This is a genomic window from Desulfofundulus sp. JL263-se (assembly GCF_056316025.1).
This window is the reverse complement of record NZ_CM149993.1, coordinates 824,433-841,966: the sequence shown is the minus strand read 5'-3', so window position 1 is coordinate 841,966 and position 17,534 is coordinate 824,433. Positions and strand designations below refer to the sequence as shown.

The 17,534-nt window shown below is 50.2% G+C and carries 13 protein-coding genes and 1 riboswitch; of the genes, 6 read left to right on the top strand and 7 right to left on the bottom strand.

What is annotated here, in order from left to right; translation table 11 throughout:
• Positions 1-105 precede the first annotated feature (105 nt).
• Positions 106-297: riboswitch (cobalamin riboswitch) on the bottom strand.
• A gap of 177 nt (positions 298-474) precedes the next feature.
• Positions 475-1,152, top strand: a complete 678-nt coding sequence (locus ACX4JR_RS04305) for a superoxide dismutase (RefSeq protein ID WP_476059816.1) — start codon at positions 475-477, stop codon at positions 1,150-1,152.
• Positions 1,153-1,211: 59 nt separating this feature from the next.
• On the opposite strand, the gene ACX4JR_RS04300 is transcribed toward ACX4JR_RS04305, so the two are convergent.
• Positions 1,212-1,928: a FadR/GntR family transcriptional regulator gene (locus ACX4JR_RS04300; RefSeq protein WP_476059815.1), complete on the bottom strand. Its 717-nt coding sequence runs from the start codon at positions 1,926-1,928 to the stop codon at positions 1,212-1,214.
• A gap of 239 nt (positions 1,929-2,167) precedes the next feature.
• Between ACX4JR_RS04300 and ACX4JR_RS04295 the strand changes: the two genes are divergently transcribed.
• A complete protein-coding gene (locus tag ACX4JR_RS04295) occupies positions 2,168-2,362 on the top strand; it encodes a DUF6485 family protein (RefSeq protein ID WP_476059814.1) in 195 nt (64 codons plus the stop codon).
• A 68-nt stretch (positions 2,363-2,430) separates the two neighbouring features.
• Here ACX4JR_RS04295 and ldhH read toward each other — a convergent pair whose 3' ends face one another.
• From ldhH to ACX4JR_RS04265, 6 genes are all read right to left on the bottom strand, one after another.
• Positions 2,431-4,587, bottom strand: coding sequence for an L-lactate dehydrogenase (quinone) large subunit LdhH (gene ldhH / locus ACX4JR_RS04290; protein WP_476059813.1), 2,157 nt, complete (start codon positions 4,585-4,587; stop codon positions 2,431-2,433).
• Positions 4,577-5,152, bottom strand: a complete 576-nt coding sequence (locus ACX4JR_RS04285; protein WP_476059812.1) for a LutC/YkgG family protein — start codon at positions 5,150-5,152, stop codon at positions 4,577-4,579. The genes ldhH and ACX4JR_RS04285 overlap by 11 nt, the downstream gene beginning before the upstream one ends.
• Complete coding sequence (locus ACX4JR_RS04280; RefSeq protein WP_476059811.1) at positions 5,142-6,431, bottom strand: (Fe-S)-binding protein; 1,290 nt, start codon at positions 6,429-6,431, stop codon at positions 5,142-5,144. The genes ACX4JR_RS04285 and ACX4JR_RS04280 overlap by 11 nt, the downstream gene beginning before the upstream one ends.
• Positions 6,424-7,827, bottom strand: a complete 1,404-nt coding sequence (locus tag ACX4JR_RS04275) for an FAD-binding oxidoreductase (RefSeq protein ID WP_476059810.1) — start codon at positions 7,825-7,827, stop codon at positions 6,424-6,426. The genes ACX4JR_RS04280 and ACX4JR_RS04275 overlap by 8 nt, the downstream gene beginning before the upstream one ends.
• Before the next feature lie 58 nt (positions 7,828-7,885).
• Positions 7,886-9,568 carry an L-lactate permease gene (locus tag ACX4JR_RS04270; RefSeq protein ID WP_476059809.1) on the bottom strand — a complete coding sequence of 561 codons (1,683 nt, stop codon included), beginning with the start codon at positions 9,566-9,568 and terminating at the stop codon, positions 7,886-7,888.
• 151 nt (positions 9,569-9,719) lie between these two features.
• Positions 9,720-10,733 (bottom strand): alpha-hydroxy-acid oxidizing protein, encoded by a 1,014-nt coding sequence (locus ACX4JR_RS04265; RefSeq protein WP_476059808.1) that lies wholly within the window; start codon positions 10,731-10,733, stop codon positions 9,720-9,722.
• Positions 10,734-11,111: 378 nt separating this feature from the next.
• On the opposite strand from ACX4JR_RS04265, the gene ACX4JR_RS04260 reads away from it, so the two are divergent.
• The 4 genes from ACX4JR_RS04260 to ACX4JR_RS04245 all read left to right on the top strand — a co-directional run bounded on the left by ACX4JR_RS04260 (position 11,112) and on the right by ACX4JR_RS04245 (position 17,475).
• Positions 11,112-13,196, top strand: a complete 2,085-nt coding sequence (locus ACX4JR_RS04260) for a molybdopterin-dependent oxidoreductase (protein ID WP_476059807.1) — start codon at positions 11,112-11,114, stop codon at positions 13,194-13,196.
• Positions 13,197-13,237: 41 nt separating this feature from the next.
• Positions 13,238-13,747 carry a 4Fe-4S dicluster domain-containing protein gene (locus tag ACX4JR_RS04255; RefSeq protein ID WP_476059806.1) on the top strand — a complete coding sequence of 170 codons (510 nt, stop codon included), beginning with the start codon at positions 13,238-13,240 and terminating at the stop codon, positions 13,745-13,747.
• A 139-nt stretch (positions 13,748-13,886) separates the two neighbouring features.
• A complete protein-coding gene (locus ACX4JR_RS04250; RefSeq protein ID WP_476059805.1) occupies positions 13,887-15,917 on the top strand; it encodes an NAD(P)-binding protein in 2,031 nt (676 codons plus the stop codon).
• Positions 15,918-16,041: 124 nt separating this feature from the next.
• Complete coding sequence (locus ACX4JR_RS04245) at positions 16,042-17,475, top strand: IS1182 family transposase (protein ID WP_476058086.1); 1,434 nt, start codon at positions 16,042-16,044, stop codon at positions 17,473-17,475.
• Positions 17,476-17,534: the final 59 nt, after the last annotated feature.

Here is a 17,534-nt window from a genome sequence, read left to right as displayed (position 1 = left end):
CCCTCCTTTTCCAAAATTTTCTAAAATAAAAAGCCCGCACCCTTATTGATGCGGACTTTGCCATCATCCCCACGTTTTTTCCCTTGCCGCCATATCCCCGTGGCAGCACAAGAACACTTCCAGGCAGGTCTCCTGGCTTCCGGAATAGCGCCCTGACCTCCCTTCCCAACTGCCTTGCCTTAAAGGACGACAGAAGGTGGTAATGAGGCGGACTACCGGTTACAGTGGCGGGACCGCCCGGGATTCTCACCCGGTTCCCTATTATCCCTTACGGGCACCTGGAAATGCGTGCTACTAAATTGTCAATACACATTCTATTAACTAATTTTAACATTGTCAAGGATAAAACCATCCAAACCCCGGCTTGCCATTCCCCCCTGATTCTTTAATTATTAGGAGTTATCAGGAACTTTTCCATGATAAAACCATAATATAATTACCACAGGTTTCCAATTTGAAAGGAGAATCTTAACTATGCGTGATTTGTGGGCCGTTCAATCCGTACCGCCCGGCGGCCACCAGCTGCCTCCTTTACCTTATCCCTATAATGCCCTGGAACCGGTAATAAGCGGGACCGCCCTGCGCGTCCACCATGACCGCCACCATAAATCTTATGTTGATGGCCTGAACAAGGCAGAGCTGAAGCTGACAGAAGCAAGGCGGAAAAGGGATTTTTCCCTGATTAAACACTGGGAAAGGGAACTGGCCTTTTACGGCTCGGGGCACATACTGCACAGCGTTTTTTGGACCATAATGACACCGAGGGGTACCGGGCAGCCCGGCCCTGAAACGTGGCGGCAGATTAACAACTATTTTGGTGGTTTTTTCACTTTCCAAGAACAATTTGCTGCCGCAGCCACAGACGTGGAAGCATCGGGATGGGCGGTTCTGGTATGGCAGCCTACCTGGGAGCGGCTGGAAATTCTCACCGCTGAAAAGCACCAGGACCTAACCCAATGGGGCGGCATCCCCATCCTGGTACTGGACGTCTGGGAGCATGCCTATTACCTGGATTACCAAAACCGGCGCGCGGACTACGTGAAGGCCTGGTGGCAACTGGTTAATTGGGCTGAAGTGGAAAGGCGGCTCAAACTGGCAATGCAGGCCCGGGTACCGCTAATCCTCAGCAGTTCGCTGGATATGATTATCTGAAATATACCACCCCGTGCAAAAATCATAAAAGCCACCTATCATTTTTGACAGGTGACGTGTCAAAGGTTGCTTAAATTTTTCCCGAATATATATTCTTCCACCCCCACCAGGTGTTCAAGCATGGCACGGCGGGCGGCTGAAGAGTCAGCATTTTTTATAGCCCGGTAAATTAACCGGTGTTCCTGGTAGAGACGCGGGGGATTGGCGGGATCTTTGTACATTTGATGGCGAGCGGCAGCCAGTAGCCGGGTCATGGCATCGGCAATGGTATTCATCAACTTAACCAACAAAGAATTTTGAGTAGCCTCGGCTACCGCAAAATGAAATTTCATATCTGCTTCTTCACCCAGGTTACCTTCCTTAAGATCTTGTTCCATTTGCTGCAGGGCCCGGCTGATAACCTCCAGCTGTTCCGGCATACAGCGCTGGGCAGCCATTCCCGCAGCCTCTACTTCCAATATTTTACGCAATTCCATTAGTTCCCGGGCAGTTTCCCCGTTGGCCATCAACACCGTCGAAAAGGCATTAACCAGGGATTCCGCAGGAATTTCGTTAATGAACGTGCCCTCTCCGGGCTTAATTTTAATAATTCCCAGGGCCTCCATAACGCGAAAAGCCTCCCGCACCGCGGAACGCCCCACTTGCAGTTTCTCGGCCAGCTCCCTCTCCGACATCAGCCTGTCTCCGGGGCGGAGGGTACCGTTATTAATCATGGCCTTAACCTGGTCAATTATTTCTTCATATATTTTCTTTGTCTTTATAGGTTTAAAATCCACGGTTGTCCTCCCGTTCTCCTTATATAAGCTGCATTTATTATATCATGTTTTCTTTGGTACGGACTACCGTTTTTGACTTATTTCACTTTCAGCGCTCTTGTCGTAAGAGCTTCTTTTTAAAAGGCATTAACCGATTAAAGACATTAACCGAACTCTGTTGGGAAATTCGACAGGATTCAAAGAATTAACGTAGAAATACTTGGAAAGGACAAATACCACCACAAAAGGGGGGTTACTTCATGGAATGCAAACAGGAAAAAAATAAAACCGGCTGCACTTGCACTTATGAGCCGTGCCCGAGAAAAGGCATATGCTGTGAATGTATTACCTATCACAGAAAACGCGGTGAGGCACCGGGCTGCCTGTTTCCGCCCGAAATCGAAAAAACATACGACCGGTCACTTAAAAGGTTGGCCAGCTGCTATCAAAAATAACCGGAAATTAAACTGCAAAAAAGACAGGCAGGGCCGGCATAAAAACGCCGGCCCTGTTTTACAGTTTATCAGCGCTCCTCACCCAGAGCATCGGCCAAAATTTCCGCCGTATGCCTTACAGGTATTTTCCTGCCCCGGCTGTCCATCCCACCCTTGATTTGCAATAAGCAGCCGGGACAGTCCAAAACCAGCATATCCGCACCCGCTTTATCAACGGCCCCCAGCTTTTTATCCAGAATGTGCCGCGATACTTCCGGGAACTTGAAGGAATATGAGCCGCCAAAACCGCAACACCGGTCGGAACCCTCCATTTCCACCAGTTCCAGGCCGGCGGCCCCCAGCAATTTCCTGGGCTCTTCCGTTATTCCCAGGCAACCTTTCATGTGGCACGAATCGTGATAGGTAACCCTGGCCTTACCTTGCTTGAGCTCCAATTTCCTGCCGCCATCGGACTTTTCCGCTACAAAAGCTGAGAAGTGCTGTACTTTACCGGCAAAGTCCATGGCCCGCTCCCTCCATGCCGGGTCGCCCTCCAAAAGCTCCACATACTGCTGCTTTAAGGCCTTGGCACAGGTAGGGCAGCAGGTTATTACGTGGTCCACCCCGGCCCGCTCAAAGGCGGCAATGTTCTGGCGGGCTAACTGGGCGGCCGACTTCCTGGAGCCCATGTACACGGCAGGTACACCGCAGCAGGTTTGCTCTTCAGGAAAAACCATTTCCATACCCATTTTTTTCAGGACCTTATGCGCCGCCTCACCCAGTTGTGGGTAGACAAAATCGGTGAGGCACCCGGCGAAAAAGCCAACCCTGTTCTTAAATACGGACGGTCCTTTAAGTTTAACAAATTTGTCCCGGAAAGGTTCACCGGCAATGGCCGGCAGGCTGCGCCCTTCCGTGTAGCCGGCCAGGAACATGGGCAGGTGCCGCACCATTCCTCCCTTTTGAAAGGGCTTTTGGGCTACCCGCGCTACCTTTATTAACCTGTGGAATAATTTGCGGTTCGGCAGCACCTTTTCCAGTACGAACCTCTGGCTTCCCGGCAGGCCTTTCTTTTCCACCACCCTGCTGCGAAGCTCACGGACCAATTTCGGAATGTCAATCTTTCCGGGGCAGAAGCGCTTGCAGCGCTCGCACCCCAGGCATAGATTTTGAATATCACTGGCATTTTGGAAGCCGTTAAAGAAAGCAGTTAAAATAGTGCCTATGCCGCCGGTATAAATGTAACCGTAAACATGGCCGCCCAGAAGTTGAAATACCGGGCATACGTTAAGGCAGGACGCACAGCGGATACACTGCAGGGCCTCCCGGAATACCGGGTCGGCCTGCATTTCCGTGCGGCCGTTATCCATTAGAATAATGTGCAGCTCCTTTTCTTTAACAGTGCCGTCAGGATAGGCCACCGGCGTGGGCCCGGTAATCATGGTTACATAGCTGGTAATTTTCTGACCCGTGGCGCTGCGGGGGAGGGCTTCCAGGATGGGCCTCACGTCGCTGAAATTAGGCACCAGTTTTTCCATGCCTACAATGGCTACATGCACCGGAGGTAATGTAGTGGTAAGCCGGGCGTTACCTTCGTTGGTGACAATAACCAGGGTGCCCGTCTCCGCCACGGCAATGTTGGCCCCGGTAATACCCATTTCCGCCGCAAGAAACTTTTTGCGCAGCTGCTGCCGGGCCACCTTGACCAGCCTGGGGATTTCGGCGGAAAGCTGCTGCATGGTCTCCTTGGAGAAAATGTCAGCCACTTCATTCCTGGTCATGTGAATGGCCGGCATTACCATGTGGGAAGGCTTTTGCCCGCTCAATTGCAGGATCCATTCGCCCAGGTCGGTTTCCACCGAATCAAAACCGTGTTCCCTTAAAAATTCATTCAGGTGAATTTCTTCACTGGCCATGGACTTGGATTTAACAATTTTGCGCACGCCCTTCTCCCTGGCCAGATTTATTATATATTCTTTCACCTCCCGGGCGCTCCGGGCCCTGTAAACTTTGGCACCGCGGGCCCGGGCGGACTGAGCGAACTTTTCCGCCAGCTCTTCCATTCTATCGGCGGCACTCCGCTTGATGGCGGCAATTTGACCGCGCAGTTCTTCAAAGTCTTTTCCGGCATAAGCCCTTTCCCGCGCCCCAATGTAGGCATCTCCGAAGCGCCCCAGGGCGCCGCGCAGGTTTTCGTTGGCCAGGGCCTTCTCTATATTATTTTTAATTTCCCTTTTATCGCTCACCCGGCTCACCCCCCGCCTTATCGACAAATATAACGTGCAGCTCTCCGGGGCCGTGAACCCCTATGGTTAATACCCGCTCAATGTCAGCGGTGCGGCTGGGCCCGGAAATGAAAGATATATAACCAGGAAAATCGGCCCGCCTTTCGCTGAAAAATTCAATGGCATCGCCAAAACGCTCCACCAGCCGGCTCGTGCGCACCAGTGCCACGTGTACCGGGGGCAAAGTGGAAACAAGCCGCTGGTCCAGGGAAGTGCTGTCCTGGACCAGAGTACCGGTTTCGGCTATGGCCAGATCCATCTCGGACAGGCCCAAAACCGCATCTTCGGCATGCTGCCGCAAGTTACCGGTATACACCATAATGCCGCCGATATCGGTGGCACTCAGGCATTCCTGAACCAAACCTGATGCAGCGGCTACCACTTTGTTGACTTTCAGGCCTTTTAAGATCTCCGAAAGCTGCCTGCCGGCACCGGCGGGATTTGCAACCCGGTACACCCTTGCTGATAGAGCTTCCGCCTGCTCTTTAAAGTTACTGTACATCCTTTCCAGATCGTTAATTGCCATAACCAACTCTCCTCTCCCGGGCGTTACGCATGGAATGAGCCAGCATTTCCACCGTATGTAGCACACGCTGGGGCATTCCTTCCCGGGCAAGCCCCTCATTGAGCTGGATGCGGCATGAGCCGCAGCCGGTTACCACAGTTTCTGCACCGGTGGAAGCTATGTCTGCCAGCTTGTGCTTTAAAACACCGGATGATAACTCGTAATGCAGCAGACTGAAAGAACCGGCCCCGCCGCAGCACCGGCCGGGCTCTTTTAAGGGAATATATTTTGCCTGTGGAATGGCCTTCAGCAGTTTCTCGGGTTTTCCGGCCGCCCCCAGCCCTCGTCCGATGTGACAGGGCTCGTGATAGGTAAAGCTTACATCAACCGGGCCTAGCAAATCTTTATTCAAGGGAACCACACCGGTTAAAAATTCCGCAATGTCATAGGTACATTCAGCAAGCGCGGCGGCGCGGCGGGCATAACCGGGCCGGCCGGCCAGCAGCCGGGGATAATGGTGCCTGAAGGCCTCGCCGCAGGTACCGCAAACAGTTACTATGGCATCCGCCCCGGCCTTGGCAAATATATCCACCTGGGAGGCAGCCATTTCTTCCGCCGTATCCCTTGCCCCGTGTATCAATACGGGAGTCCCGCAGCAGTGCTGGGCATGGGGGAACATAACTTCAACCCCGTGTTTTTGTAATACTTCCAGCAGGGCCAGGCCCACTGCGGGGAAAACGTAATTGGTGACGCAGCCGGCAAAAAAGGCCACCCGGATAACCGGGTTAGGAGCGGAATTCCTTTCCGCCAGCAGGACTTTTAAGGGTTTTGGGGCCGGGGGCGGCAGAACCCGCCTGAGTTCCAGTCCTATGGGAAACCGCGGGCTTATCCCCCTGTCCACGCGCCTGAATAAAAGGCCCCGGGCCATACTTGCTGCCTTAACCCCCATGTCCATTAGTTTCGGGCGGGCCAGAGCAGCTACGGCCGCCCGCTTGGGCCAGGGCAGCCCGCGGTTTTCCGTCAAAGCAGCCCGGGCGGCCAGAACGATTTCGTCCACCCTGACCCCGCAGGGACAATTGGCCACACAGGCCATACAGGTCAGGCATAAGTCAAAACGGTGGGCCAGCCCGGAAGTATATTCAACTTGGCCTTTTAAGACCGCCTCGGCCAGGCGGACCTTGCCCCTGGCCACCGCAGCCTCGGCCCGGGTTTCCTTGTACAGGGGACATACCGCCTGGCAGTTACCGCATTTCATGCATTTTAAAATTTCGTTTTCAATTTCTGCCAGCACTTTACTCATGCCGTCCAGCCCCCCCGTCAAAGCCCATCTTACCGGGGTTTAAAATATTTTCGGGATCAAGGGCCCGCTTAATTTTTTTCAAAACATTCAGGCCGCTTTCTTTCAGCTCCCATTCCAGGAAGCCGGCTTTGGCCAGCCCTATGCCGTGTTCCCCGCTGAGGGTCCCGCCCAGGGACAATGCCTTCTGGAATATTTCCTTCACGGCCCGGTGCACCCGCTCCATTTCTTCCTTATCCCGCTCATCGGTAAGGATGGTGGGGTGCAGGTTGCCGTCCCCGGCATGGCCGAAAGTACCAATGGTCAAATTATACTTATTAGCAATCTCCTCCAGGGCCGTTAACATATCGGTAATTTTACTGCGGGGCACCGTGGCATCTTCCAGCACGGTGGTGGGCTTGACCTGGGCCAGGGCCGGGAGGGCTGCCCGGCGGGCCGTCCACAAGTCTTCCCGCTCTTTATCGTCCCGGGCCAGCTTAACCCGGCCGTTATTTTTCTTAATCACTTCCAAAACCTTTTCCGCTTCCCGCTCAACCACTTCCGGTATGCCGTCCACCTCGATAAGCAATACGGCCCTGGCGTCAGTGGGAAGCCCTATCTTGGAAAAGTTTTCTACAGTTTTAATGGTTACCTGGTCCATAATCTCCAGGGTGGCGGGAATAACTTTGTTTTTAACGATATCTGTCACAGCGTTACCAGCATCGGACAACTTATTAAAGGTTGCCAGCATGGTCTTTCTGGCTTCGGGGGCCGGTATCAGGCGAACGATAATTTCAGTTATAATACCCAGAGTTCCCTCGGAACCGGTAAAAAGCTTGACCATGTCGTAGGCGGTAACGTTTTTGACGGTTTTTCCGCCGAAGCGGGCCACCTGACCGTCGGCCAGCACCACTTCCAGCCCCATGACGTAATGCTTGGTAACCCCGTATTTTAAGCCCCTGAGCCCCCCTGAGCACTCGGCCACGCTGCCGCCCATGGTGGCGGTGGCCACGGTGCCCGGGTCCGGGGGATAGAGCAGTCCGTAAGGGGCGATTGCATTATTTAAATCCTGGATAATAACGCCCGGCTGGACGGTGGCTGTAAGATTTTCCGCATCTACTTCAAGGATACGATTCATCTTTAACGTGGAAAGGACAATGCCCCCCCGCAGGGGGACGGTACCGCCGCTTAAATTGGTACCTGACCCCCGCGGGTAGACGGGTACTTTATATTGCCGGGCAATTTTTACCACCTGCACCACTTGTTCCGTACTGACCGGAGTGACCACCACATCGGGCAGGGAGCCGGGCATGTCCGGAGTGGCGTCATAGGAATAACAAATCAAATCTTCTTTGGCGGTAATTACATTATCTTTTCCCAGTTCCTTAATCAACAAGTTGATAAATTCCTTTTGGGACACAAGCTGTTCCTCCTCTCAGGCCAGCCCGAACTCCGGGCCATATGCAACTTAATCTCTTTTAGAGCAAGACACCCGCGGCAAAGCCGCCGTATATTACAATCAAGCCGAAGACTCCCACCGCCAGGCCGTAAACAAACGTAGGAATAAGATTCCTGCGAATAATAACTCCTTCCACTCCGGTAAGTCCCACCGTGGCACAGGCGGCCACCACGTTATGCACGCAAATCATGTTGCCCACGGCACCGCCGATATTTTGCAAGGCCAGGGTTATAACACCGGGATGTCCCAATTGTCCGGCCACCCCGAACTGGAACTGGGAGAACAGGATGTTGGAAACGGTATTGGAGCCGGACATGAAGGCACCCAATACACCCACAAAGGGCGATACCAGGGGCCAGGCTCCCCCCACCGCCATGGCAGTAGCCTTGGACATGGTAAGCATCATACCGTCAATTTCCTTGAGGTTTACACCGGACTGTACCATTACCTGTACCATGGCCACGGCAAAGAACAGGGCAATGGCCGGGCCGGTAATTTGCTTAAAAGTTGCACCCCAGGCTTCCTTTGCGCTCCGGGAGGGCATCCTGTGCAGGAAGATGGTTACAACTGCCACCAGGATAAAGGGGATGGTGCCCGGCAGGTACAAATATGGCAGGGAATAATTAATGCCCGTGCCCAGGATGTTTTCCCAGGTTATTTTCTGGCTGGCCAAAAGTCCCTTTAAGCCAAATTCCGGAATTCTGGTAACAACCAGGATCAGGGCAATTAAGACGTACGGGGTCCAGGCCAGCCACAGGGGCATGTTGCTTTCCTCATCGGAACCCGTTTCTACCATACCATTCCAGTTGTTCTCCCACTGCTCTTTAGCCGGGAATTCCCACCTGTCCTTGGGCACCAAGAACCCCTTGGACGCTGCCACCAGCACCACAGGTAATCCTATCAGGGCACCCACCAGGGACGGAAATTCGGGCCCCAGCAGGGTTGCGGTTAAAATATAGGGTACGGTAAAGCACAACCCAGCGAAAATAGCAAAAGGTGCTGCCGCCAGGCCGTATTTAATGGAACGCTTTCCTTTAGGACCAAAGAAAGCCGTTAACATGCATATGGCCAAAAGGGGAAGGAAAGTACCAACGATGGCATGGGGTATGGCCGTCCAAATACCTACTTGCTTTAAAAAGGGAATGTAAGCTCCTTCTCCCAATTTTTCCACCACGGTAGATTTCATTACTGACCCTACACCGCCGATAACCGGTGTGCCAACGGCACCGAAGCTAACGGAACTACTGTCAAAAATCAGGGCAACCATGGCAGCCGCCAGGGGCGGAAAGCCCAGGCCCACCATCAGCGGTCCGGCCAGCGCAGCAGGGGTACCGAAGCCGGCCGCCCCTTCGATGAAGGAACCAAACATCCAGCCGATGATTATGGCTTGAATCCGGCGGTCCGGGGTAATACCGTAGAAGCCGCGGTTAATGGTAGTCATGGCACCACTTTTTTTCAGGGTATTTAAAATAAGGATAGCACCAAAGATAATGATTAGAATATTAAAGGCCGACAGAAAACCGTAAATGGTGGAGGCCAGTATGCGAACCATTTCCATGCGCCACACTGAATAGGCTATGATAACAGCTATGAGCCAGGCAAAGGGCATAACCTTTTTTGCCGGCCAGGAAAATACCGTCATCATTACAATGGTAAATAATATCGGCACAAAGGCAATTAGAGCCAGACCAATAATGTCCATTAATTGTACCTCCTATTACCATTAAAATTTTTGATTATTTAGATATAGTTATTAGTAAAACAGTTGTTAAGCTATACTGCTGGTCAGACCATAAGCGATTTAAATCAAGGGCCGGCTCCTGAAAGCCAGGCCCTGCTGGGTGGATAATAATTTAATAAATTATTCCATCAGAAATATCGCCCAGGGAAGCACAGCCGGTAAGGATCATGGCTTGTTTCAATTCACCGGTTAATTTTTCAATTACTTGTTTAACACCTTCTGTGCCTCCGCCGAAGGCGCCCACCACAAGGGGCCGTCCTACCAGTACGGCATCGGCGCCCAGGGCCAGCAATTTAAGCACGTCAACACCAAACCTTACTCCGCCGTCAGCAAAAATGGTAATCTTACCTTTAACCGCAGCGGCAATCTCAGGCAACACTTCGGCTGCGCCGGGAGTATGGTCGAGAATGCGCCCGCCGTGGTTGGACACTACAATGGCCGCAGCCCCGGCTTCCACTGCAATCTTTGCCTCGTCAACCGTCATGATACCCTTAACAATAAAGGGGAGCTTGGTAGAAGAAATGATTTCCTCCAATTCCCGGCGGTTTTTGGGCCCTACCGGCTGTCCCTTTAAAGCCATGGTTACCAGGCCGGCACCGTCAACATCCATCCCCACGGCCACAACACCTGCTGCTTCAGCCTGGCGAATCCTCTTTATCACCTCCTCCTGCTCTCTGGGTTTTATAATGGGTATGCCCCAACCCTTTTCGGCCGCCACCGCTTCCACACCGGAATCGTACATGGCGGGATCGGCACCGTCACCGGAAAAACCCAGGCTGCCGGCAGCCTTGCTGCCGGAAATAATCATGCCAATAAACTCCCTTTCGGACAAGGCGCCTCCCATATTGTACGAGCTGCCGGTCAGAGGAGCGGCCAGTACGGGGGTTTTCAGGGATAAACCAAACAGGCGGCAAGTGGTATCGGGATTCTTGGCATCATGTAAAGTACGTAAATTCAGCCGATATTTATTAAGTGCCTCTAAATTGGCGCGGAAAGCTGCTCCCGTGCCGGTGCCGCCCATGCCCGGCACTTCCCCGGAACAGGCCCGCCCGTCACAAACAGGACAAACCCTGCAGTACCCTTTAAGTTTTTTCCTGGCTTCTTCCCTGACGGTATTTAAATCCAATGTTTTACCCCCCTCTTTGTATGTAAAGCTTAAGCATTGCTGGTATGACCAGCATGTAACATGACAACTAAAAGTTCGATAAATTCTTTCAAAAATCCTCTTTGAAAACTTGTTTTTTTATTAAAAAAACATAAAAAATTTTTATAAACATATCGGGTTTCTTTTTAATCTCCTTACCCGGGTATCCACCGTGGATGTATTACCTGTTACAGGAAACGCGATGAGGCACCGGACTGCCTGCTATCAAGAACATGACAATTTTTTTGTCGTCGCTACGACATTTAAAATTATAGTTTTAAGTTATCTTAACTATAATAAAGCTTTCTGGAGGCACAAGTTTAAATGAACCCGGCAATAAAAAGGAGGGCAAATCGTGTTATGGAGCACGTGTACAGCATTTGTTTGATGTGTACCGTAAGATGCCCGATTAAGGTTACGGTTGAAAATGACGATGTAAAACTTATTGAAGGAAACCCTTACGCTGCAGGTATTGAGGGAAGTATCTGCCCCAAAGGGGCCGCAGGGGTCAGCCTATTAAATGATAAGGAAAGGATCAAAAAGCCATTAATAAGGACAGGTCCTAGGGGCTCCGGGGAATGGCGCGAGGCCAGCTGGGAAGAAGCACTGGATTACGTGGCCGAAAACCTGAAAAAAATCAAAGATGAATTTGGCAGCCGCAGCATAGCCTTGACGGAGCGAAACCACCTCAACTCGCATATCAGCAAGACCTTTATGAGAGCCATAGGGTCGCCCAATTATTTCACCCACGATTCCTGCTGCAAAGGGTCGCTTAATACAGCTTTTCGCTCATTAACCGGGTACGACGACGGGAAAGTGGGCGTGGACATAGGAAATGCAAAATATATCATTTTGTACGGCCGTAATTATTTTGAGTCCATAGAACTCAAGGCAATTAAACAGTTGCTCAATGCCTTGGAGAAAGGAGCAAAACTTATTTACATCGATCCCAGGATAACCGTTACCGCCACCAAGGCTACTGAATATTTAATGATCAGGCCTGGTACCGATCTGGCCTTAAATTATGCTTTAATGCACGTCATAATAAATGAGGGGCTGTACGACAAGGAATTTGTCAACCGGTGGGTTAAAGGCTTTAAGGAACTGAAAAACTTTATAGAGCCTTACACTCCGGAATGGGCGGAAAAAGAGACCGGTATTCCGGCCCATAAAATTATCTCCCTGGCCCGGGAGGCAAGCGAGGCCAAACCTTCGGTTATTTTCCATTACGGCTATCGCTCTGCCCATTACATTAATGAAATATATGTCAGGAGATCCATTATTATATTGAATGCCCTCATGGGCAGCATAGAGACTCCCGGAGGAATTTTTTTTAAAAAAGGACCTCAAGACGCCGGCAAAAAGCCTTTGAAAAAGCTGACGGATCAGGACCTGCCGAAAATCACTGGAGAGAGATGTGACGGTGTGGGAACGCCCAAGTTTCCAACACCGGATCCCAACCACGGGGTAGTTCAAATGCTCCCGAAAGCTGTTCTGGAAGAAGATCCTTATCCCGTGAAGGCTTTAATAGTATGGCGTCACAATCCCATGCTCTCCATTCCCGATTATGAGTATAATAAACGGGCCTTTAATAAATTAAATTTTATTGTAACCATCGACATTCAGTTCAGCGAAACGGCCTGGTATTCTGACGTCATTTTGCCGGAGTCCATCTACCTGGAAAGAGGAGATTCCATCCAGGAAGCAAATGGCTTGAAGCCAACTCTGGTTATTCGAAACCCGGCGGTACCCCCCAGGCATGATACCAAGCCGGGCTGGGAAATAATGAAGGAACTTGCCGACAGGCTCGGCATAGGTAAATACTTTCCCTATAATTCCCTGGAAGATTTATGGTCTTACCAGCTGGAAGGAACCGGCATTACCCTAAAGGATTTTGAAACTAAAGGTTTTGTAACCTTAAGTGATAAGCCTATTTATTGGGATCGCAATAGCGGGATGAAATTTAAGACACCATCCGGTAAGATTGAATTTGTTTCCAGTCTCCTGGAGGAAAACGGAATACCTTCTTTCCCCGCCTATAAGCCGGTTAAGCCTCCCGCGGAAGGCACCTTCCGCCTGCTTATCGGTCGCAACGTTGCTCATACTCACGTTTCCACACAAAATAACCCGCTTTTGAACGAACTGGTACCCGAAAACCGGCTCTGGATCAACACCGCCAAAGCTGCAGAGCTGGGAATCAAAGACGGCCAAATGGTGGAAGTTTCATCCAGCTGCGGTAAAGAAACCATTCGCGCTTACGTAACAAACCTTATTCACCCGGAAGCGGTTTTCATGCTGCACGGTTTTGGCCGTAAGGTGCCCAAGATGTCAAGATGCTACAATAAGGGGGCCTGTGATACCGTACTGCAGGAAAATATAACTGACAAGGTCGGGGGAAGCCCGGCATTGCAGCACGTTTATGTGACTGTGCGGCCAATTGAATAAATCGGCATGGTAAATAAATTGTTAGCGCCAGGGGGGTCATTATGAGCATCTACTATTTGGAACAGAACAATAAAAAGTGCATATCTTGTCGTGCCTGTCAAGTTCAATGCAAGATCAATAAAGGCCTGGGCGTAGGGCCCAAGCCCAGCCAAGTTATTGATGTAGGGCCGGCTGACATAAATGGCCTGCCAAAAGCAAATTACGTTTTCATGTGTTGTTTCCACTGCGAGGACCCGTGGTGTGTGGCTGCCTGTCCTACCGGCGCCATGCAGAAGCGTCCCCAAGACGGTATTGTATTCATAAACCAGGATCTCTGTGCCGGCTGCAAAAGCTGCATTATGGCCTGCCCGTGGGGTGCTCCCCAATGGGATGCGCAAAAAGGTAAAGTAGTAAAATGCGATTATTGCAAGGACCGTATCGATGCAGGATTAAAGCCTGCATGCGTCGCTGCTTGTCCCACAAACAGTCTTAACTTTGGCTTGACCAGCAATTTACCGAACACAAAGCGGGACCAGTATGTCAGGAAAATTTATTCAATTAAAGCAGGTTAGCCAAGGAAGTGTCACTATGATGAGAAACGGGTGTAAGGTTAAAAAAACTGCGGATCTTATAAAATCTTTTTTGGCAGCGGGGAAATACTGCAGCACTTGCCGACATAATTTTAACACCAGTTTAAATATTCTTTGCAGGATGCAGGAGGGGACGGCTGCCCGCGATGACCTGGAAAGCTTAAATGAGTCGATGGCAACAATTATAAATCTCTGCCGGTGTGGAGCGGGAAAGGACGTTGCCGGGGAAATAAAAGCCTTTTTACAGGGAAACCGGCAGGACTTTCTGATTCACATAAAAAATAAAGTATGCTCTTTCTCCACATGTCCCAAACTTGTGCCTGCACCCTGCCAGGCGGCTTGTCCGGCGGGTATCGACATACCCGGTTATGTCACCCTGATTGGAATGGGCAAATATGAAGAAGCTCTCCAGCGAATAAGAGAAGATGTTCCCCTGCCGGGCACCCTGGGGCGTATTTGTGAGCACCCCTGTGAAAAGGCATGCAGAAGAGCCAGGGTTGATAAGCCCATTTCCATATGTGCCCTGAAAAGGTTTGCTTACGATAAGTACAATGAAAACGGGATTAAGATGCCAAAACCTCCGGAAAAAAAATATGATGAGAAAATTGCCGTAATCGGGGCCGGTCCGGCCGGTCTTTCCGCTGCCTATTTCCTGGCCCGAAAGGGGTATGGAGTTACCGTCTTTGAAGCCATGCCCGAACCGGGAGGGATGCTTGCTTACGGAATACCCCCGTACAGGCTGCCCCGGAAAGTGCTCCGAGACGAGATAGCTTATATACAGGCCATGGGAGTGGAAATTAAAGTAAATACCCCTGTTACCGGAAATATAACGGAATTAAAAAAAGAAGGCTATAGGGCAATATTTTTGGCTACCGGGGCCTGGAAGGGATCAACACCTGTTGACAATGCCGGTAAATTTAAATATGTGTTTGACGGCGTTTCTTTCCTGAGAACGGTAAATGAAGAATTAAATAAAGAAATTGAATCCAAGAAAATAGATCTTAGTGAAAAGAAAGTAATTGTGGTTGGCGGCGGAAACGTCGCCGTCGATGCCGCCCGGGTTTCCAAGCGTTTGGGGGCCAGGGAGGTACGGGTTATTTACCGGCGGACGCGGGAAGAAATGCCGGCCCTGCCGGAAGAAATAGAGGATGCAGAAAAAGAAGGCATTATTTTTGATTTTCTCATCTCCCCTGTGGGCGTCTGCGGCGAGTCTGGCCGGGTTTCGCATATTGAATGCTTGCGCAACACTTTAAGCGAACCTGATGCCAGCGGCCGCCGCAAGCCAGTACCGGTGGATAATTCAAACTTTAAGATTGAAGCCGATATGGTTATTTTTGCCACCGGCCAGAAACCGGAACTTTCTTACCTTCAGGGAGAACCGCATATGGTTGCCAAAGGCCTGATCACCGTAAATCCCAATACAATGGAAACACCGCTGCCGGGAGTTTTCGCCGGGGGCGACGCGGTGACCGGACCCGCCAGCGCCATCAAGGCCATTGCCGCCGGAAAACAGGCTGCCGCCAGTATCGATGCCTACCTGCGCGGCAAGGAAACCCCGGCCGGCCTGAAATATCCCGTAAAAAGAAAAAGCATTGCACCCCTTGAGGTCAATGCCGAAGATAAGGCCGATGCCGGCAGGATTGACATGCATAAACTTTACCTGGCCGAAAAACAGGGCACTTTTGAAGAGATAATACAGGGAATCAGCGAAGGCGATGCTGCAGCTGAGGCAAAAAGGTGCCTGCGCTGTGACCTGTGTATTGCTTGCGGTGAATGTATTGATAACTGCCGCCACAAGGTGGGAGCGGATGCCATACAACTAGGCTACATTAACGACAGCGATGAAGCGGAAACTAATTTTTTCCGCCCGGGAGATAAATGCATAGGCTGCGGCACCTGTTCCGCAAATTGTCCCACCGGGGCCATTACCCAGAAAGATATCGAAGGCTTCAGGGAGATGCGCATGTGCGGTGCCTTAATGAGCCGGCTGGAGCTGGTTTCATGCCAGGTATGCGGGCATACTTATACCACTAATAAGCATCTTGATTTTATTAGAAAACAAGTAAATTACCAGCTTAACCCGGCATATGACAAAAACAGGTGTCCTGACTGCGCGCGGAAAGCATGGCCCCAAAAAATTTTTGCGGTATAAAAACGCCCCTTGTAAAAGGGGAACGCCCCTTGTAAAAGGGGCGTTGAGGCTGTTGACAAAAACAAGTCAACAGCCTTTTATTTTATGGTAAAATTGAGTAAATAAGAATTAGGAGCGAACAAACATGTTAAAAAAACCAGAGTACCGCCAAGGACAACTGGAACTTGTTTGCCTGGAACAACTGGTACCTGAAGATCACTTGCTGAGGAAAATAAGTCGCTTCATAGACTTTAACTTCATAAGAGAAAAGGTCAAACACCTATATTGCCCGGATAACGGTCGTCCTTGTGTAGATCCCGTAATGCTTTTTAAAATGCTTTTTATTGGCTACCTCTTTGGCATAAGATCTGAACGGCAACTGGTTAAAGAAATAGAGGTTAACATAGCTTACCGTTGGTTTTTGGGCCTTTCCCTAACAGATAAAGTTCCTCATCATTCCACCATTAGCCAGAACCGGCGGCGTAGATTTAACGGCACAAATATTTGTCAGGAAATATTTGATGAAATAGTTATGCAAGCAATTAAGAAAGGACTAATAGATGGAAAAGAGTTATTTACGGACTCTACACATTTAAAGGCCAATGCCAACAAAAATAAATTCACACTCAAAAAAGTGAAACGTTCAACTCAAGCTTATTTGGAAGAACTGGAGCATTCAGTGGAGGATGATAGAAAAAAGCATGGAAAAAAGCCGTTGAAACCAAAAGAAGAACAACTTGAAAAAAACAAAGAAATACGGGTGAGCACCACGGACCCGGAAAGTGGCTACATGGTTAGGGACGGCAAACCCCAGGGTTTTTATTACCTTAACCACGTAACGGTTGATGGAAAGCTAAGCTTGATTACCGACGTATATGTTACCCCCGGAAATGTGCATGATTCTGCACCTTACATAGGCCGTTTGGACCGTCAGATAAAGCGCTTTGGCTTTGAAGTGGAAGCAGTAGCCCTGGATGCCGGGTATTTAACCATGCCTATATGCCATGAACTGCAAAAAAGAGATATTTTTGCTGTTATAGCCCATCGACGTTACCATCCTAAGAAAGGCTTATTTCACAAATGGCAATTCAAATATGATAAGGAAAATGACTGCTATATATGTCCTGCCAAACAGAAACTTACCTACCGTACCACCAACCGCCAGGGGTTCCGGGAATATGTTTCAGACCCCCGGATATGCAAAATCTGCAAATATTTATCTAAATGCACCCATTCCAAAAGCTATACTAAAGTAATTACTCGACACGTTTGGGAAGATAGCAAAGACTGGGTAAGACAGAACCGCCTCAGTGAGCGGGGGAAAGCCTTATACAAAAGAAGAAAAGAAACTGTTGAGCGGAGTTTTGCTGATGCCAAAGAACTCCACGGGTTACGCTATGCCCGTTATAGGGGTAGAGCAAAAGTTATGGAGCAGTGCTTATTGACAGCTGCCTGTCAGAATATGAAAAAGATGGCAAATTATCTCTGGAAGAGGGGTAACCCTCCTTTTTTACCACTGCTGGTTCGGATAATACAAAAGTTTTCGCAAAAGCAATTTAGCTTGAAATATGCAATGTAAAGTTAAACCCGGGGCAAAACCCGGGTTTGTCAGCAATCTCAACGCCCCTTGTAAAAGGG

What these genes read in the sequence shown, in the direction of transcription:
- ACX4JR_RS04305 (WP_476059816.1), top strand. Translation starts at nt 475, where the DNA reads ATGCGTGATTTGTGGGCCGTTCAATCCGTACCGCCCGGCGGCCACCAG.
- ACX4JR_RS04295 (WP_476059814.1), top strand. Translation starts at nt 2,168, where the DNA reads ATGGAATGCAAACAGGAAAAAAATAAAACCGGCTGCACTTGCACTTAT.
- ACX4JR_RS04285 (WP_476059812.1), bottom strand. Translation starts at nt 5,152, where the DNA reads ATGGCAATTAACGATCTGGAAAGGATGTACAGTAACTTTAAAGAGCAG.
- ACX4JR_RS04280 (WP_476059811.1), bottom strand. Translation starts at nt 6,431, where the DNA reads ATGAGTAAAGTGCTGGCAGAAATTGAAAACGAAATTTTAAAATGCATG.
- ACX4JR_RS04270 (WP_476059809.1), bottom strand. Translation starts at nt 9,568, where the DNA reads ATGGACATTATTGGTCTGGCTCTAATTGCCTTTGTGCCGATATTATTT.
- ACX4JR_RS04260 (WP_476059807.1), top strand. Translation starts at nt 11,112, where the DNA reads ATGGAGCACGTGTACAGCATTTGTTTGATGTGTACCGTAAGATGCCCG.
- ACX4JR_RS04255 (WP_476059806.1), top strand. Translation starts at nt 13,238, where the DNA reads ATGAGCATCTACTATTTGGAACAGAACAATAAAAAGTGCATATCTTGT.
- ACX4JR_RS04250 (WP_476059805.1), top strand. Translation starts at nt 13,887, where the DNA reads ATGCAGGAGGGGACGGCTGCCCGCGATGACCTGGAAAGCTTAAATGAG.
- ACX4JR_RS04245 (WP_476058086.1), top strand. Translation starts at nt 16,042, where the DNA reads ATGTTAAAAAAACCAGAGTACCGCCAAGGACAACTGGAACTTGTTTGC.